The sequence below is a fragment of the Enterococcus sp. AZ120 genome, assembly GCF_050546165.1.
Lineage (GTDB): Bacteria > Bacillota > Bacilli > Lactobacillales > Enterococcaceae > Enterococcus > Enterococcus faecalis.
The window spans coordinates 435,437-453,613 of record NZ_CP172950.1 but is presented as its reverse complement, the minus strand read 5'-3'; the positions used below and the strand labels follow the sequence as shown (position 1 = coordinate 453,613).

Annotated in this window: 19 protein-coding genes and 1 pseudogene; 3 read left to right on the top strand and 17 right to left on the bottom strand. The window is 34.8% G+C overall.

Features of this window, described 5'->3' with window-relative positions; genetic code table 11:
* Positions 1–21: 21 nt before the first annotated feature.
* From IGJ46_RS02280 to IGJ46_RS02270, 3 genes are all read right to left on the bottom strand, one after another.
* A complete protein-coding gene (locus tag IGJ46_RS02280) occupies positions 22–258 on the bottom strand; it encodes a hypothetical protein (protein ID WP_218391424.1) in 237 nt (78 codons plus the stop codon).
* Positions 251–1,216 carry a hypothetical protein gene (locus IGJ46_RS02275; protein ID WP_256356966.1) on the bottom strand — a complete coding sequence of 322 codons (966 nt, stop codon included), beginning with the start codon at positions 1,214–1,216 and terminating at the stop codon, positions 251–253. Before IGJ46_RS02275 ends, IGJ46_RS02280 begins: the two co-directional genes overlap by 8 nt.
* 335 nt (positions 1,217–1,551) lie before the next feature.
* Entirely contained in the window at positions 1,552–2,121 is a 570-nt protein-coding gene (locus tag IGJ46_RS02270; RefSeq protein ID WP_218391423.1) for a recombinase family protein, read from the bottom strand.
* 373 nt (positions 2,122–2,494) lie between these two features.
* Between IGJ46_RS02270 and IGJ46_RS02265 the strand changes: the two genes are divergently transcribed.
* The gene (locus IGJ46_RS02265; protein ID WP_048949480.1) at positions 2,495–3,355 is read left to right on the top strand and encodes a leucine-rich repeat domain-containing protein; all 861 of its coding nucleotides are present in this window, start codon (positions 2,495–2,497) and stop codon (positions 3,353–3,355) included.
* A 78-nt stretch (positions 3,356–3,433) separates the two neighbouring features.
* Here IGJ46_RS02265 and IGJ46_RS02260 read toward each other — a convergent pair.
* From IGJ46_RS02260 to IGJ46_RS02230, 7 genes and pseudogenes are all read right to left on the bottom strand, one after another.
* Positions 3,434–3,706 (bottom strand): annotated as a pseudogene (locus tag IGJ46_RS02260) (tyrosine-type recombinase/integrase); the annotation flags it as partial.
* 231 nt (positions 3,707–3,937) lie between these two features.
* Positions 3,938–4,081 carry a hypothetical protein gene (locus IGJ46_RS02255; RefSeq protein ID WP_010776239.1) on the bottom strand — a complete coding sequence of 48 codons (144 nt, stop codon included), beginning with the start codon at positions 4,079–4,081 and terminating at the stop codon, positions 3,938–3,940.
* Between the two features lie 37 nt (positions 4,082–4,118).
* The gene (locus IGJ46_RS02250; protein ID WP_218391422.1) at positions 4,119–4,763 is read right to left on the bottom strand and encodes a hypothetical protein; all 645 of its coding nucleotides are present in this window, start codon (positions 4,761–4,763) and stop codon (positions 4,119–4,121) included.
* 133 nt (positions 4,764–4,896) lie between these two features.
* Positions 4,897–5,862 (bottom strand): tyrosine-type recombinase/integrase, encoded by a 966-nt coding sequence (locus IGJ46_RS02245; RefSeq protein ID WP_218391421.1) that lies wholly within the window; start codon positions 5,860–5,862, stop codon positions 4,897–4,899.
* Between the two features lie 74 nt (positions 5,863–5,936).
* On the bottom strand, positions 5,937–7,511 hold the full coding sequence (locus IGJ46_RS02240) for a peptide chain release factor 3 (RefSeq protein WP_002355543.1): 1,575 nt from the start codon (positions 7,509–7,511) through the stop codon (positions 5,937–5,939).
* A gap of 173 nt (positions 7,512–7,684) precedes the next feature.
* The gene (locus IGJ46_RS02235; protein ID WP_002363168.1) at positions 7,685–9,064 is read right to left on the bottom strand and encodes a hemolysin family protein; all 1,380 of its coding nucleotides are present in this window, start codon (positions 9,062–9,064) and stop codon (positions 7,685–7,687) included.
* Between the two features lie 174 nt (positions 9,065–9,238).
* Complete coding sequence (locus IGJ46_RS02230) at positions 9,239–10,453, bottom strand: AI-2E family transporter (RefSeq protein ID WP_002384914.1); 1,215 nt, start codon at positions 10,451–10,453, stop codon at positions 9,239–9,241.
* A 75-nt stretch (positions 10,454–10,528) separates the two neighbouring features.
* Here IGJ46_RS02230 and IGJ46_RS02225 point away from each other — a divergent pair, with 75 nt between their 5' ends.
* Positions 10,529–10,960 (top strand): GNAT family N-acetyltransferase, encoded by a 432-nt coding sequence (locus IGJ46_RS02225; protein ID WP_002355539.1) that lies wholly within the window; start codon positions 10,529–10,531, stop codon positions 10,958–10,960.
* Between the two features lie 87 nt (positions 10,961–11,047).
* On the opposite strand, the gene bph is transcribed toward IGJ46_RS02225, so the two are convergent.
* From bph to pfkB, 5 genes are all read right to left on the bottom strand, one after another.
* On the bottom strand, positions 11,048–11,581 hold the full coding sequence (gene bph, locus IGJ46_RS02220; RefSeq protein WP_002355538.1) for a biofilm phosphatase Bph: 534 nt from the start codon (positions 11,579–11,581) through the stop codon (positions 11,048–11,050).
* 188 nt (positions 11,582–11,769) lie between these two features.
* Positions 11,770–12,747: a tagatose-bisphosphate aldolase gene (lacD, locus tag IGJ46_RS02215; RefSeq protein ID WP_002375930.1), complete on the bottom strand. Its 978-nt coding sequence runs from the start codon at positions 12,745–12,747 to the stop codon at positions 11,770–11,772.
* Complete coding sequence (locus IGJ46_RS02210; RefSeq protein WP_002358680.1) at positions 12,744–13,205, bottom strand: fructose PTS transporter subunit IIA; 462 nt, start codon at positions 13,203–13,205, stop codon at positions 12,744–12,746. The genes lacD and IGJ46_RS02210 overlap by 4 nt, the downstream gene beginning before the upstream one ends.
* Before the next feature lie 26 nt (positions 13,206–13,231).
* Positions 13,232–14,650 carry a PTS fructose transporter subunit IIC gene (locus tag IGJ46_RS02205; RefSeq protein ID WP_002355535.1) on the bottom strand — a complete coding sequence of 473 codons (1,419 nt, stop codon included), beginning with the start codon at positions 14,648–14,650 and terminating at the stop codon, positions 13,232–13,234.
* 4 nt (positions 14,651–14,654) lie between these two features.
* Positions 14,655–15,581, bottom strand: a complete 927-nt coding sequence (pfkB, locus tag IGJ46_RS02200) for a 1-phosphofructokinase (RefSeq protein ID WP_002355534.1) — start codon at positions 15,579–15,581, stop codon at positions 14,655–14,657.
* 177 nt (positions 15,582–15,758) lie between these two features.
* Here pfkB and IGJ46_RS02195 point away from each other — a divergent pair, with 177 nt between their 5' ends.
* The gene (locus IGJ46_RS02195) at positions 15,759–16,505 is read left to right on the top strand and encodes a MurR/RpiR family transcriptional regulator (RefSeq protein WP_002363162.1); all 747 of its coding nucleotides are present in this window, start codon (positions 15,759–15,761) and stop codon (positions 16,503–16,505) included.
* A gap of 59 nt (positions 16,506–16,564) precedes the next feature.
* Here IGJ46_RS02195 and trmB read toward each other — a convergent pair whose 3' ends face one another.
* Positions 16,565–17,209: a tRNA (guanosine(46)-N7)-methyltransferase TrmB gene (gene trmB, locus IGJ46_RS02190; RefSeq protein WP_002355532.1), complete on the bottom strand. Its 645-nt coding sequence runs from the start codon at positions 17,207–17,209 to the stop codon at positions 16,565–16,567.
* Between the two features lie 72 nt (positions 17,210–17,281).
* Complete coding sequence (locus IGJ46_RS02185) at positions 17,282–18,061, bottom strand: phosphotransferase family protein (RefSeq protein WP_002355531.1); 780 nt, start codon at positions 18,059–18,061, stop codon at positions 17,282–17,284.
* Positions 18,062–18,177: the final 116 nt, after the last annotated feature.

Sequence of the window (18,177 nt, the reverse complement as noted above, 5' to 3'; positions counted from 1 at the left end):
AAAAAAGAGACATGAATAAATTCATATCTCTTCTAACAATTCTGTATTCATTTTATCCATATGCTTATTACATAATTCAATCACCAAATCCTCGGAAAACATCAATTTTTCCTGCTGTTTATCAGATAGTTTTTCAAATTGACTATATAATTCATTTGCCAATTTATTTAAAACAATCTTAGGTATGGTCACGTTGGCTCTCACAAACGTTCGTTTTACTTTATTTTGCACATATTTCTTCTTATCTAAACTATTCATTCACATCATCCGTTGTGATTTCCAACCATTGTCCTAAATCATCATTTATACGAAAAGTAAATAGAGCATTTTCAATTTTTCCTAACTTTTTAATCTTTTTATCAAAAAAAATCAAATCAGATTCTTTTTCATACTTTTCTTTGTCATCAATAATTTGTTGGTTCCATTCTGATATATCTCTTGCTAAAGATTTTTCTTCACTCTCAGAAACACTATACGTTCTCAGATATAAACTCATTGGACTATATATGGGTAAACCAAAATCTTCAGCTATGACATACCCTGTTCTTCTAAAATCATAATTCCCTCTCGCAAAATAACCATCTTTTAACTTTTTGGAATATTGACCTTCAAAAAGTGTTGCATTTAAAATTTCTACCGCTCTGGGAACATTTCCTTTTACTTTTGTTACTAAATAAGCAAAATCCTTTGGTGATAATTCATTCGTGATTAAGCTTGAAACATATTCACTGATGGTTGAATATCCTCCTTTAACTGAATGTTCGTTATATCCTGAATAATCCAATTCAGAGGTAAAATCACGTGAAAAGAAACTATTCTCTTCTGCAAATTTCTCGTAATTATCAATATCATGTTTTTTCATATAATTTTTAGGAATTGCTACGCAATAATAATTCTCATTTTTAAATTCATTGGCTAATAATTCTTGAAATCTATAGGGGTCATAAGAATATTGCCCGTCTCCTGTATTAACGAATTTCGTGATTTCTGGTCGAACTGCTTCTTTCAAATCAACAGTATATTGAACTTTATCTTTTGAATCTAACGCTAGTTTAGTTAACTCATCATTTTGAGAATTACAGAGATAATACTCCATTTTTTGTCGTTTATTTTCATCAATATACTCTTTTTCAAACTTAAATGTCATCACTAATTGACCATCTTCATTTGAATAAGTTTTACCTACTGCCGAAAATGGTCTTTTTTGTTTCTTCAATAGTTAGCTCTCTTTTCAACTCTTTTTGTTTTTGAACATAGGTGAAAATTCCCCAACTAGAAATTAGAATTGCTCCTATTATTCCTATACCAATCTTTGTACGTTTACTTAGTCCCACAAAATCAATCCTTTCTCACTCTCATTCAATGTAATAAACCAAGGTTTTTTCTGCATAAAAAAAGACCAATCTATCAATCTTTAAAACATTGATACACTCGTCTTTGTCTGTCAGTTATTTTTTTAATAAATTATCGGTAAAAAACCTTGGTTTTGTACCGATTAAACATCATGTTATACTACTAAATCTTATCGCTTGTCCAAAAAAATAGCAAGTACTATTTTCTTGATAATCCTTCACTTTTAGCCAAATTATAGACAGTTTTCACACTAATACCACATTTTTCAGCAATTTCATTTAGTGATAATTCTTTATTCTGATATAGCTTTAAAACTTTCTTTTTCGTGTTATTTTTAACTTTAGGTCTCCCAAGTTTTTTATTTGAATTCGCTAATGCTTCTTTTGTTCGTATACTGATATTTTCTGCTTCAAATTCGGCAATAGCAGCTAAAACGGTGGAGAATAACCTTCCTGTGGCTGTTTTCGTGTCTACACTCTCTTGAATACTTTTCAGATGAATACCTTTTGCATTTAATTCTGACATTAAATTCACTAGCTGCTTGCTCGACCTGCTTAATCTAGCTAAATTGTAGACGAGTAAAGTATCTCCTGTATCCAAATTTTCTAACGCTTTTTCAAGTTCTGTTCGCTTCTCTTTTCTTCCACTAACTTTTTCAGAATAAATAATGTCTGATTCATACCGTTCTAACGCTTTTTTCTGAACTTCTAATCCTAAATCTTGTGAGCTAGTGCTTGTTCTGATATATCCAATGACTTTATTTGTCATCCTGCAAAACCTCCCTTCTTTCTTTAGTTTAATCGTTTATTTTCTATACAAAAATACCCTAGTACCACTGGAGGAGTAAATACTAGAGCAAATTAGGGCTTTTATATCATATAGAAGAATATAATTATCAAATATTGTATCGAATTATATGGCAATGGTGTTTCGTCAAGGTATACATTTATTATTGCATCAAAAATAACATATGTCCAGCGAATTAATCCTCCTTTACTTTTCTATTATTTATCTTTAAATACTCTATTCCACAAGACAAAACCTTTTTAACAATTGTTATGATGTTCTATAAAATTGATTTCTGATAAGTACTTGCTATAATTTATACTAAAATAAAATAACAAAAAGGAGGTCATTTTTTATGACAAATGGAACAAGTCAAGGACTATTTATAGTTGTTGCAATAATTATATTTGGGATTTTTATAGCTATTAGCTATTTACTATTTAGAGATACTTTAAAACCTAGTTTATCGACAATATTTACTGACAGTTTAGAGCAAGCAGAAGGTAACTTAACAAGAAAGACTCCTTCCCCTCAATATCCAAAAATTACAGAAGAACAAAAGTACGTTAAAATTAGAAGTGAGAATAATAGAGCAGGTGAAACAGAAATCTGGGTTGAAATTTCTCAACTAGAAGATGGAACGCTATCTATAGATAAGAGTTCTAATTATAATGGAGATTATCTATACGGAAATTCTAAAATGACTGGAACATTAGTATTTCCAGATAAGATTCATGATATCCCAGTTACAAAAATTAAAAATAATGCTTTTCAATCAACCAATTTAAATGGTAAGATACAATTTCCAAAATTCTTGACGGAAATAGGGAGTTCTTCATTTGAAAAATCTGCACCAACCTCAGTTGTTTTCAATGATGGTTTAAAGGTTATTGGCGATAGTATTTTTAGTAAAGCATACTCCTCTTTTGAAATAAATTTACCTGATTCTGTAGAACATATTGGTAATAATGCGTTTAGTACTGTTATGATGCTTCGTGGAGAATTAAAACTTCCTGAAAATCTAAAAACAATTGGTAGAGGGGCATTTGCAAATTCAAATTATTCAGGGGAATTAATTATCCCTAAAAATGTAGAAAGTATAGAGAGCTTAGCTTTTCCAATTACTAAATTTAGTAAGGTAACTATAAAAAATCCTAACACAAAAATAGCTAATAATAGTATTAAAATGCAGGATGGTACTTGGTTTTCACGTTAATTTCAAAACTCCTTTGACAAATTATCAAAGGAGTTTTGTTATTAATTACATTTTTTGTCAACAAATTTTATACATAACGTTCAAATTTCCATCTATTAAACTAGTCAAATTGGATAGATTTAATTCTCTTTGTTTATTTGTCTTTTTCTCGACAATGACTGTAGTAGTCTTATTTTGAACATCAGAAACTTTCAAATTTAAAATATCAGAAATTCGTAAGCCAGTGAAAATACCTATGGTAAATATCAAATGGTCTCTTTTCCCATGTTTTCCTTTTTTTAATTCCGTTAAAAAATCTACCATCACTTGTTTATCTTTTATAGGTTTTACATTAATAATATTTCGTGTCATTTTACCTCCTCCTATGCTGTTTTAAAGGGATACTTTTACATTGAATAATAGTTAAAGTCTCCTTTTCATCTTTGTGGTCTGTTTCGATGTTGATAAATCAACATCTTCAAGGGATACTAATTACAAAAGTATCCCTCTTACAAGGACCGTTATAGCATCGTTGTTAGGAGGTTGCAAATTTGTAGAACAAAAAAACCTTCTAAAATTAAAAGAAGGTTTCAGACAAACATATTACTCTAAATTTTCACTTTCTAAAACATCACTTTTTTCAACAAAAGCATTATCTTTCCAAGACTCTGAATGCATACGTTCTATTTCATTTTTAATTGATTCATTTGTTTCTTGTATAAGAGTATTCAATAAAATTTCTGACATACCCTCTCACCTCCATCCTTATTTTACCATATTTTTCTTAATTTATCTCTTTTAGCTTCTCTTCAATGACATCTTTTTCTCTTTCTAAGAGCTCTCTATCTGATTGTTTTTTCCAAGTACTATAAACTTTATGAACATTTTGAAAAGGTGCATCCTCACTTGTAATTGCCTTTAATAAATCATTGTTATCATTAACAAATTCAATAAATACCGAATGTACAGTTGGGTAAACTACATCGTGCAACACTAATTCATAACTGACATACGCACAAACTTGTTCAAGTTGATTAAATATACTTCCACCTTGTGCTTTAAGCTTAGCAGAAATTTCAACAAGTGAATCTAGCTTTTTGGGAAGTTCCGTAATCGTTTTGTTTTCTTTTTCCTGAACTTTAGTTATCATTTGAATTTTTAACTTTTCATATTCTTCTTTTGCTTCGCTATCAAATTTTTCTATACTTGGGATAATGTTAGTAGAAAAAATTTTCAATACTTCTATAGAATTTTCCATTAATTTTGATTCTTCAACCTTTTTTGTATCTTCAACCGATTTTTTAAACCCTTTTATTGCGTAAATAATCGCTATAAAACTTAAAACTGTAAATATATACGATAATAATTCAAAAAAATCTTTTATATTATTAAAGTTAAACATAAGACCCATTAAACCATCCCAGTTCACGTAAATACCTCCACTATTCTATTCTCTTACCATTATACATTATATTTAAATTTTTTTGAATGACTAAATATATCCTACCTATCAACCTAGTACAACTACTACCATCTTATTATTCAGTATAATAATTTTTTATTTACCTCAAATTCAGCAAAGTACTTGTTTTAATAGATTTCTCAATAAAATCTTCACTATTTAACGTCTGAACATATCTTTGAGTCATTTCAATTGAACTATGCCCCATATTTAAACTTAACGTATAAATATCTAATCCGTTCCTTAATTGCATACTTGCATAAGTATGTCTTAGCGTATGACCCGAAAAACGAACACAATCTCTTATATCAATTTGTTTCTTTATTTCTTGCATAATCTGCCAAATACTTTTTTCATTCAATTTTTTACCTAGATTACTGATAATAAAAGGATTCCCTTCTAACAGCCCATATTTTCTTTTCTTAATTCGATGATATTTTATTATTTCTTTTTTGAGAATTGGACTGACAGCAACGGCTCTATCCTTATTATTTTTTGATTTTCTAATAATGATTTGATTATTCATAATGTCTTCATCTCGTATCTCGCAAACTTCGCTAATCCTCAACCCACATTCAATCATCAACATCAATATCACAATATTTCTTTGTGCTATATGTTTGTATGGGTGTTTTTTAGCAACTGTCAGCATTTGTTTAATTTCATAATCATTCAAAGGATAGATTACTTTTCTTTGTTCTTTTAATCTTTCAATATCAACAAACGGATTATACTCAATATATTTTTCAATTAACATATAGTCAAATAACTTCTTTAATCTGCTAACACTGACATTGATTGTCGATGCTTGCATTTCTTTTTCTTGCATATCTATTATCCAGCTTTTTATATGTTTCTTTTCAATCTGTGACGGTTTAACATTTATTGATTTGAAAAAATTTGCTGTGTTTCTTAATTTTGATTTATAATTTTTGATTGTTATTTTTGAAAAACCTCTCACTGTAATATCCATACAAAATTCTAAAATAATATCCTCCCAATTCATAGAAAAAAGTCCCTTCTTATCAAATTTTGATAAAAAAGGACTTCTTGCAAACCAACGCATCTTAGTAGATTTTTGCTAAAGATGCGAGCTTCAATCTTCTAAAGATTCAGCTACTGATTGATTACAAATTAATTTTACATCAAACTTTTCAGTTCAACATCTGGATATTTATCAGCAAACCAGCGTTCCGCAAATTGGTTTTCAAATAAGAACAATGGTTGGTCGAAGCGGTCCCGTGCCAAAATGTTTCGGCTAGAGCTCATGCGTTCATCTAAATCTTCTGGATTAATCCAGCGGGCAATTTTAGAACCCATTGGCGTCATTACCACTTCAGCATTGTATTCATTGGACATTCGGTATTGGAAAACTTCAAACTGCAATTGACCTACTGCGCCAATGATATATTCTTCCGTTAAATATGTTTTGTATAATTGAATGGCTCCTTCTTGAACCAGTTGGTAAATTCCTTTATGGAAAGATTTTTGTTTCATTACGTTTTTGGCAGTCACTTTCATGAATAATTCAGGGGTAAATGACGGCAACTCTTCATATTGAACATTCATTTTCCCTTCATACAAAGTATCGCCAATTTGGTAATTTCCTGTGTCATACACGCCGATAATATCGCCTGCAACAGCTTCTGTGACGTTTTCGCGGGCATCCGCCATAAATTGTGTCACGTTACTTAATTTGACTTTTTTGCCTGTTCTACCTAAGGTCACGTCCATGCCTCTTTCAAAAACACCTGAACAAATTCGAACAAAGGCAATTCGATCACGATGGGCTGGGTTCATATTCGCTTGAATTTTAAAGACAAAGCCTGAAAATTCTTTTTCATAAGGACTTACTTCGCCACCCTCTTCTGTTTTATGCGCATGTGGCGCAGGCGCAAATTGTAAGAAGGTTTCTAAAAATGTTTGAACCCCAAAGTTTGTCAAAGCAGAACCGAAGAAGACTGGCGTTTGATCACCACGAGCGATTTTTTCCTCGCTAAATTCATCGCCTGCTTCTACCAATAACTCAACATCTTCCAACACTTGTTGATAAACGCTGTTATTGTGCAATGGTAAATCGCTTGGGATATCGCCATCTTTTAAAGGAATAAAACGCTCCCCGCCATTATTTTCTGGACGATATAATTCCACACGTTCATTATAAATATCGTATAGACCTTCTAGGCCTTTTCCCATACCAATTGGCCAGTTCATTGGATAAGATTCAATATCCAATAGTTCTTCCAATTCTTCTAAAAGTTCCAATGGTTCCCGTCCGTCACGGTCCAATTTGTTAATAAAAGTAAAAATTGGAATACCACGTTTTTTAACAACTTGGAAAAGTTTTTTCGTTTGTGCTTCAATCCCTTTGGCACTGTCAATAACCATCACAGCACTATCCACGGCCATTAAGGTCCGATACGTATCCTCTGAGAAATCCTCATGCCCTGGGGTGTCCAAGATATTAATCCGTTTGTCTTGATAGTCAAATTGCATCACAGAACTCGTTACCGAAATTCCCCGTTGTTTTTCAATTTCCATCCAGTCAGATTTGGCAAAGTTCCCTGTTTTTTTCCCTTTGACTGTTCCAGCTTGGCGGATGGCGCCCCCAAATAATAATAATTGTTCAGTAATCGTTGTTTTCCCAGCATCCGGATGGGAAATAATCGCAAACGTACGGCGACTATCGACTGCTTCTTTTTGATTGATCGTCATAAAAATCTCCTTATCACTTGTGATGTTTATTTATTTATTTTCTTCAGCATAATTTTTGATTAACCTTTGCTAGTATATCATGTCAAGCCTTGAGAATAAAGAGCTGCTGTTGGCTGTTTTTTAAAAGGAAAACCTGCGACATTAGTCAAAACGACTGATGTCACAGGTTATTTTTAACGTCTTGGTTCGTCATCTTCCATTTCTTTACGGAAAAAACGACGATTTTCTTCTGGTTCTTCATCGACAGTTTCTTCATCGTAGAAATGAACGCGTAAGACTAGCAAACGTGTGCCTTCCATTTCTTCAGCAGTTAACTTAATATTGCCCACTTCAAAAGAAGGTTTTTCCCCTTCATCAGGAATGGTTCCTAATGCTGTAATTAAGTAACCTGCCATTGTATCAACATCGCTCATGTGTAAATCTGTTTCAAATACTTCATTAAATTCGTCAATTAACATGCGTCCTTGAACCAAATATTCATTGTCAGCCACTTGTGTATATAAATTTTCTACTTCATCTGTTTCATCGTCAATTTCACCAACGATTTCTTCTAGTAAATCTTCCAGTGTTGCTAAACCGACAACACCGCCATATTCATCTAGTAAAATCGCCATTTGGTTTTGTGTTCGTTTTAACTCATAAAGTAAATCATCAATAAAAATGGTTTCTGGGACAAATAATGGTTCTTGGATAATCGCGCCTAATTCAATGTTTTCAAAGCCTAAATTACGTGCAGCTTTTAGTAACGTTTTGGTATGTAAAATACCAACAATTTTATCTTTGTCTTCACTATAAACAGGAATCCGAGAATAATTTTCTCCTAAAATTAAATTGATGTTTTCTTGGACATCATCTTGGATGTCAACCATGAATGCGTCTGTCCGAGGAACCATTACTTCTCGTGCCACTTTTGTATCTAATGAAAAGACACCTTGTAGCATTTCTAGTTCTTCGTTTTCCAAAACACCTTCTGTTTCAAGCATGTAGCGCATTTCATCTCGTGTCATCTTCGAATCGGCATCATCGAAAGTCATTGGTGTGATTTTGGATAATAAATCGGTCGAAGCCGATAGCAACCAAACGAAGGGACGCGCGATAACACCTAAAAAGCGGACTGCACCAGAAGTCAATTGAGCGACTTCTTCTGATTTATTCATGGCAATTCGTTTAGGGTATAATTCACCAAATACAATAGAAACGTACGTTAACAACGCTAAGATAATGATACTGGCAAGACTCTTAGCTGCGGCGCCGCCACCTAATACAGGGGCCAAACGACTAGATAAAGTCTCTGCTAATGAAGCACCAGATAGGATATTAACCAAAGTAATCCCTACTTGGATTGTGGATAAAAAGTTATTGGGGTCTTGCAATACCTTAAGCAATTTTTGAGCTTTTGCGTCGCCGTCTTCCGCTTTTTGTTCCACACGATTCTTGTTAACAGATACGACTGCAATTTCCGCCGCTGCCAAAAAGGCATTGATAAACGTCAACACGACTAATAATAGAAGTTGCGCAATTAGCGACTGACTCTCAGGGTCAGCATTATTCATAATGTTCTCTCTCTCCTTAATTGTTGATAATTCCGAGGCTGTACTCTCGTACTCTTTTAACGTTCTTCCTCTTTTTATGGTTAGGCTTAGAAACAGACACAATCAGTATTATGACAGGTTATTTTCTATCCTAATCCATAAAATCATAGCACGAAAGATTAGCGGATTCAATCATTAACCGTTATTTTCTTTCGTATTTGTTTCATTCCCTAAAAGAACGGCATTGGTAACTTTTTCACTACGACCCGCTTTGACCATATCAATAACATAGTAGATAATGGTCCGGCAGATTGCGTAAAATGGGACACCGAGGAAAATACCTAGCAAACCTGCTAAATTTCCTGCCACCAATAAAATTAAAATAATCGTTAATGGATGGATTTTTAGAGATTTTCCGATAACGTTTGGATAAATAATATTTCCGTCCAATTGTTGAACCACTAGCACCACTAAACAACATAAGGCTGCTTTGACGGGTTCATTAAAGATAGTCACTAAGACAGCGGGCGCTAATCCTAGATAAGGTCCTAGATAGGGAATCAAATTCGTAAAGCCGGCAATGACACCAAATAAAAAGGCATAACGAACGCCAAGCAATGAATACCCAATAATCGTAAATGTACCGACAAATAAACATTCAATCGCTTGTCCACTAATATAACTGGATAAGGTTTGATTCAATTGTCCTAAAAGATCCACAATATCATCTTTTCTTTTCTCAGGTAAAAAGCGTTGAATCGCTGGTACTAGCTTATCTCCATCTTTTAACATATAAAATAAAATAAATGGCGCAGTGACCAAAACAATGGTGGTTGACGCCACCGTTGATACGATTGAACCTAAGCTACTTGATAAACTACTTAAAAATTGTTGGATAATATTGGCATAAGAAATATCCATTTTTTCAATATAGCTTGTTAAATCAATTTGTTTAAAAATAGGTAACTCCGCAATCTCATAAATCCAGGTCTCCACTTGTTTAAAGAAATCTGGCATACTTGATGCTAAACTAGCTAGCTGATCTGCCAACTTAGGGATAATTGTTAATAAGATCAGAACTAATGCGATGATTAGTAATAAAAATACCAGTAAGACGGCATAAATTCGTTTCATTTTCGTCTTCATTAGTAGATTGACCACAGGATTTAGTAAATAATACAAAAAGCCTGCTACTAAGACTGGGGCAAACAACGTTGAAAAGAATGTCCCAATCGGTGCAAATAAGAAATTAATTTTCGAAGCAATAAATAATAGCATGGCCACGACAAGTAATTCAACTGACCAGAAAAATAATTTCGATTCTTTAAATCGATTAATCACAGCGGCTCCTCCTTTATTTTTATTCAATTGTTGCTGTTTTATTTTATCACACCTTCCCCCCTCAGTCATTGAGAATACTTCATTGCTAGAACTTTTTCGTGGTATAATAAAATAGAAACAGATTCTGAACTTGGGGGTTTTTCTATGCATGTAGCTCAAACAAAAGATACCATGAGTGATCTTTATTTAGATGCTGTCCGGCTTCGTCAACGCGTATTCGTAGCGGAACAAGGGGTACCAGAAGAGATGGAAATCGATGAATATGAAGCACATTGTATTCACTTTGTTTTGTACACGAACCATGTAGCTGTCGCAACTTGTCGCTTGCTTCCACTAGAAAATGGCGTTATGAAATTACAACGAATGGCCGTTGAAAAAGCTTACCGTGGCGCCGACTATGGACGAGTGATTATGGAAGCGGCGGAAAATTTTGCCAAAGAACAAGGCTACCACAAGATTACTCTAGGAGCACAAGTCACCGCTGTAGGCTTCTATGAACGTTTAGGTTATCAAAAAACAGGAGCACCTTTTATGGATGCTGGCATTGAACACTACGAAATGAATAAAGAACTATAACACCAATTAAATCGGAAAATTTAGAGCTTGGAGCATTAGCCATTTTGGCTAATGCTCCAAGCTCCTTTTGTGGGCTGTTTACATCGGCTATTTTTTTGATAGCTGTTGATAACGTTGATACCAGATATCTACATACTCGGGCGAGAAGGGGCCTTTTTCGTTATTAATCCAATCCACTAAAGTCTTGACATTTTCTTTTAAAATGAAGTCAATATCTTCTGGATAATCCATTAGTTTGCTATGAAATTCATATTCATCAACGTCTAGTAAACGTTTTTCACCATCTGGAAAAACCTTGATATCTAAATCATAATCAATATACTTCAACGCTTCGTCATCTAAAACATATGGCGAAGCCAGATTGCAGTAATACGAAACCCCCTTTTCTCTAATCATTGCTATTATATTGAACCAATATTTCTTGTGAAAATAAACAATGGCTGGTTCACGAGTCACCCACCGACGTCCGTCGGATTCCGTTACTAACGTGTGATCGTTCACACCAATTAAAGAATACTCGCTCGTTTTTAGTACCATCGTATCACGCCACGTTCGATGTAAATGTCCGTCATGTTTATAACTCTGAATGGTTACAAACTCGCCTTCTTTAGGAATTCCCATAATACCCCAACTTTCCCCAAATAAAGTAAAGCAATGTTACTTTTTGGGTGTTCATACATCGATATCGAAATAATTATATCATATCTTTTGAGTTTGCGTACATTGAGTTCACTTAAAGAAGACGATTTCTGAAAAAATTTAATTCAGATGACCAAATAGTTCAAATTCAGTAAATATTTTCAGCTTAATTACTGGATTTTTTCAAAGACTGATACTGCGCTCTCTCTTAAAACCTGATTTAATTCGTCAACATTTGTTTTACCAGTTGTTTCAAGCCACGCAACGGCTGCTTCAGCACCTTGTTGAACAAATGGAAGCACGCCGTCTGCCCAAGTTGCGCGACCACATAAGACTCCATTAAACGAGGAACCTGCTTTTTTTGCAAATTTCAATGTTTCCTGAAACATCGTAGCACTAACCCCTGCACTCAAGAAAATAAATGGAAGTTGTGTTGCTTCACTTTGCATGTTGAAAAAAGCCTGCGCTTCATCTTGGCTATAAAGACTTTCAGTGCCAAAACCTTCTACAAAATTCATATTCACAGGGACTTCTACTTTTAAAACATCAACATTATAGCGATCCTTTGAAAATTCTTTCATCGCTTCAATTACTTTGTGCGGTTTTACTTTAGCGTATTCTTTTGAAGCACTATCCGAATTGTTTGCATCATAAGAGACAATTTCTAAAAAGAATGGAATTTCTTCGGCTAAACACTCTGAACCAATCCGTTCTATATAAGCTTTCTTTCGTTCATTGATTGCTTCACTTTCGTCAACATCGTAATAAAGTAAAAATTTACACGCGTCTGCGCCCGCTTCTTTTAAACGCTTAACCGACCAAACATCAAGACTATCGGGTAACCGTCCTGGTGTCGAAGCATCGTAGCCCGTTTTTTCATACGCAAGTAACAAACCTGAAGTCTGTGCTCGATTTTCAGCAGCAGCTAGGCCATATTCTGGATCCAACAAAATTGCTGAAGTCTCTGGTGTTAAGCAACGAGATACTAATACTTTAAAGTCACTGATTTCTTGCGCAGTCACCTCTTTGTATTTTCCCATCATGCGTTTTAAGGCCCCACGTTGATCAATGGCTAGTGCGCCAATAATCCCTTGATCATCTACCAGATTTTCTAAATGTTTACGTTTTTGTTCACTAATTTTTTTCATTCTGTTCCCTCTCCTAATTGATTATTTAGTAACGTAGCAATTTCAGCTGGCGAACTTGCTTGTTTCAGTCCAGAAGTAACTTCTTCTCTTAATAGGAGGCGCGCAACGGAAGAGAGTAATTTCAAATGTGTCGTGCCAGCTTCGGCATCTGGAATAAACAGCGCAATCACAAACTCCGTTAATTGGTTGTCAAGGCTCTGCCACTCAACACCTTGGTCCAAGGTAACGATGATAATGGCCGCTTGTTGAATCGTTGCTGCTTTTGCATGAGGTATCGCAAATCCATTCATCATCCCCGTTGTTCCTTCTTGTTCTCGCTCGTTCAGTTTATCGAAAACTTCCTGTGCGTCCTGAGCAACTTCCAATTCTGTTGATTTTTTTGCTAAAAAGTGAAAAACATCCTCTTGCGTTTGTAACTGTTGATTTAAAAAAATATGATTTTCTTTAATAAAAGCCATTCCATCCACTCCTAATTCCTGTTATTTCATTTTTTTGATAACGATTGCTCTTGTTTGGCGATTCTACTTTTTTGTACAAAACCTAGCAATAAACCGCCTACCAATGAACCAGCTAAAATTGCCAGAACCCATTGAACAGCGTGAGTAACAACTGGTAAAACAAGAAAGCCTCCATGAGGTGCTGGCACTTGTACCCCAAACATATACGTTAAGACTGCCGCAATTGAAGATCCGAGCATCATAATTGGTAAAACCTTCAATGGGTCTTTTGCCGCAAACGGAATAGCGCCTTCTGTAATATGTGTGGAGCCTAAAATAAAGTTCACTAGCCCCGCATTGCGTTCATTTGTGTCAAAGTATTTTCCAAAGAATAATGTAGCAAAGCCTGTAATTAAAGGTGGCGCTATGCAGGCAGCAGAAACTCCTGCCATAAAAGAAGTATTTCCTTGAGCTAAGAGTGCCGTCCCAGTAACATAGGCCGCTTTATTAACTGGACCTCCCATATCAAAGGCACACATACAACCCACAATAATTCCTAAAACCAACGGACTGGAGTTTTGGAAACTAGCTAAAAAGCTCATCATTCCTTCGTTAACAGCTTTCATCGGATCTGCTAGTAAAGACATAGTGATACCAATAACTGCAACGCCAATGACTGGATAAAGGAAAATTGCTTTTAAACCATCTAATGATTTAGGCAAACCTTTAAATACTCTTTGTAATAAAAGAATGAAATACCCAGCAAGGAAACCAGATAATATCCCTCCTAAAAAGCCAGTACCACCAGTGTTAGCAATCAAACCACCGACAAAGCCCACAACCAAACCAGGTCGTTTGGCAATCCCCTCTGCGATATACGCAGATAAGATTGGCACCATCATGCCCATTGAGGCATCACCAATACTTTTTAACATAGCAGCGGTAGCATTATACTGACTACTTTCTGGATCAAATGAATAAATGCCCCAAATAGCAAAAGAAAGAGCAATTAAAACGCCGCCTGCTACTACAAACGGCAACATGTGAGAGACGCCATTCATTAAGTTTTTATAAATACTATGTCCAACATTTCCTGAAGAAATTTGTGTCTCCTGTTCAAGTTCGTCCACTGCTTGGTTTTCGGCCGCAATCGATCCTTTGCCTGCGAGTGCTTCTTCAATTAAGCGATCTGCTTCTTTAATCCCCACACTGACAGGGACATCAATAATTCGTTTCCCAGCAAAACGTTCTGCTTGAACGTCTTTGTCGGCGGCAATAATGACTGCCTCCGCTCCTTGGATTTCTGCAGGTGTTAACTCGTTTTCTATACCAATCTGACCATGTGTTTCAACCTTAATCGTAATACCTTTACGTTTCGCAGCTTGTTCCAATGCCTCCTGTGCCATATACGTGTGCGCTATTCCCGTCGGACAACCTGTAGCAGCTATTAATTGATACGTAGCCATCTGTTTATTCCTCCTCTTGAATCTTTATTTGTTGCTCTAACTCCTGAACATCTGAAAAATCTGTCAATCCTTTGCGAAATGCTGTTGAACTACCTGCTGCAATACTTCTTTTTAAATTTTTTTCCAATGAAAGTCCTTGATGCCAGCCAGCTAAAAAGGTACCTAACATTGCATCCCCTGAACAAGCTGTATTCACAACCATTCCAGTTGGTGAATTACCTGAAAGAACCTTTTCATTATTCATAAATAAAGCCCCTTCACTACCTAAAGAAAGTAAAATATTTTTGGCTCCCCGCTTCAGTAATTCTTGTCCGTAAAAAATGTAATCGTCCTTAGTCTGCACTTCTGTATGAAACCACTCTTGAAGTTCTTCTTCATTTGGTTTCAATAAAAATGGTTGATAAGGCAAACAATCTAAAATTTCTTCATAACTACTGTCTAAAATTAAGAACACCTGCTTTTCAAAACAAATTCGGCTAATTTCAATCAAAATACTTGGCGAAACCCCTTGTGGTAAACTTCCTGATACGCACAAATAATCCCCTTTACGTAACTCTGAAATTTTTTTCAAAAAACGTTGTACATGTTCTTCAGATAATTTTGGTCCTTTATTGACTAATTTGTATTCCTTTTGATCTTGGGTAACTTTTGTAAACACATTGATTCTCGTTGTGCCAGCGACTTCGATAAAATCAGTGGTTATTTCTTTTTCTTTTAAATAATCCTCGACATAGTTCCCAGTGAAACCAGCTTTGACTCCCAAAGCGGTATTATCAATCCCTAACATCTTTAAAATTAGGGAAACATTGACTCCTTTCCCGTTTGCTTGAATATCATCTTCCTTCGTGCGATTCACGACAAAAGGAACTAGCTCTTCTGTTTCGATAAATAAATCAATGGCTAAATTTAATGTACATGTATAAATAGTCACTGTAGTTCCTCCTTTCTCCTCTTTATTATGTCTCAAAATACCATGTAAAGGTTTTCATTCTTTCGCAAAAATATAGAAAACATTTACAATTTCATAATTTCTCTAGCTTTTTTATTTTTTTTCATTAAAAATAGGCTTATAAATGTTTTTTAGTGAAAGAAAGAAGGGCTGGCCATTATGGAACAAAAATTGAGTGAGTCGGAGCAATATCTCTGGCATTTTATCGAAACACATATTTTAGAAATCCCTGATTATTCCATTGTAAAATTAAGCGAACGAGCCAATGTATCAACTGCGACGATTGTAAGAACCATGAAAAAGAAAGGCTATGAAGGTTTCACATCCTTCAAGCATCACTTGAAAGATAAAGAAAACCAAAATATAAATTTTTCAGCATTAGAAAAAGTAGACCGAGGAATTCGGACAGCCATTTTAAAGAATGAAGAAGAAGTAACTCGCACGATTAACATGATTGAAATTGGTAATATCGAAGATGCGATCCAAAAAATCAAGGCTTCTCGACGGATTATTATCTTTGCTAGAGGTTTTTCAGAATTAATTGCTCAGGAAATGATGGTTAAGTTTCAATTGGCTGGCAAATACTGTGAACTGCATACGGACCCAGAAATTATTAAAAATATTAGTAAAAAGTTATCAAAAAAAGATGTGGCTCTTTTTGTTTCTTTAAACGGAGAAACCCAAGAATTAGTTGTCGCTGGTAAAAACTGTTACGACTCAGAAATTGGGACTATCCTTTTAACTGCAAGCAAACACTCTAGTTTAATGAAATATATTGAAATTCCGTTCGTAGGCTTCAAATCAGAAGGCTCCTTTTTCCCCGATTATGAAGTGCGTTCACGGTTACCACTATCCATTCTGGCAAGAATTTTATTGGACGCTTATGCTTTAAGAACGACAACTTAGGCTTTCTTAAATAATAAAAAACAAGCATTCCTTCACTTAAAATAAAGGAATGCTTGTTTTTATTTTGCAACAAAACGTGCTTCTACTCGATAAATTCGTTGACCACGACTAGAAAATTTTTCTTCGTATTCTGTCATAATGTTGCCTTCAAACTCGCTATTATGCAAATCTAGCCATACACGTTCAATAATCATGCCATATTTAGAAAAGCTACTTAATGAGTATTCGAAGAGCCCTTGATTATCCGTTTTAAAATGAATTTCTCCATTTGGTTTTAAGATAATTTCATCTGTCGCTAAAAAGTTTTTATACGTTAAACGACGTTTTTCATGTTTTTTCTTTGGCCAAGGATCTGAAAAATTTAAATAGATTAAATCTACTTCATTTTCAGCAAAATATTCTGTTAATGCTTCGCCGTCTACTCGCAATAACTGTAGATTAGGTAACGGCTCGGCCACTAGCTTATCTAATGCAATCGATAAAATACTTAATTGCATATCGATACCAATATAATTAATTTCAGGATGTGCTTTAGCCATTTCATAAATAAAACGACCTTTACCTGAACCAATTTCAATGTGGATGGGATGATTATTGCCAAAACGTTCTTGCCATTTCCCTTGCCATTTTTCAGGACCTTCTACCACATATTGTGGATATTTTGCCATATATTCTGCTGCTCCGGGTCTATTTCTTACACGCATATTTAAAATTCCTTTCTTTTAAAAACAGACTGGTGAAATTCGCCAGCCTGTGTGGATGTTAAATGAATTAGTTTAACTACTAAACATTCGTTTTAATTGTAAAATTTCTGCAGTCATTGCTCTTCTTTCGCCCTCTTGGTGATGACGAACAATCTCTTGTAAAAAGCTAAATAAACCATACCAATAAATTCGTTGAACCGTACTTTCATTCGGGATTAAACCATAAGATAGTAACCATTGATTCCAACCGGAACGAGGGACATAATGACTCAAAATCATTCCTAAATCTACCGCTGGGTCCGCGACCATCACAGAATCCCAATCTACTAAATAGAGATAATTATTCGAGACTAACCAATTCCGATGATTCACATCGCCGTGGACAGCTACATAACTAGTCTCTGGATATTCTGGTAAATGATTATATAAATAAGTGATTACTTCTTTTAAATAACTGTTTCGTTTTAATTCTTTAGGTAGTTGACGCTTATACTCTTTCAACATTGTTAGCGGGGTACAAACTTCGCCACCAATTTTTTTCAACATGTCTTTCAGCAAATTGGAATGATGCAATTGGTATAACACGTCAATCACGTCATTGCGTTTGCCAATTTCGTCCGCATGTAATAAACGTCCTTCCAGCCATTCTTGGGCTGTTAGTACGTCGCCATTCGCTGTCCGCTTTGTCCAAATCATCTTCGGGGCTAACCCTTCTTTAGACAATGCTGCAAGAAGTGGAGAAGTGTTTCGTTTAATGAACACTTTCTCGGTTTCTTTTATTCCCATGTATGTTTGACCAGTTGCGCCCTTTATCGGCTGCAGACGCCAGTCTTTATCCAACTGAAATTCCATGGAAATTATCTCCTATCTCAACACAATTTTATTGCAATTTTTACAGCAATTACCATTTTAGTCGCCAAACCTTGCTTCGTCAAGCTTCTATGTGGTTCTTTTGTAAATTTTGCTGG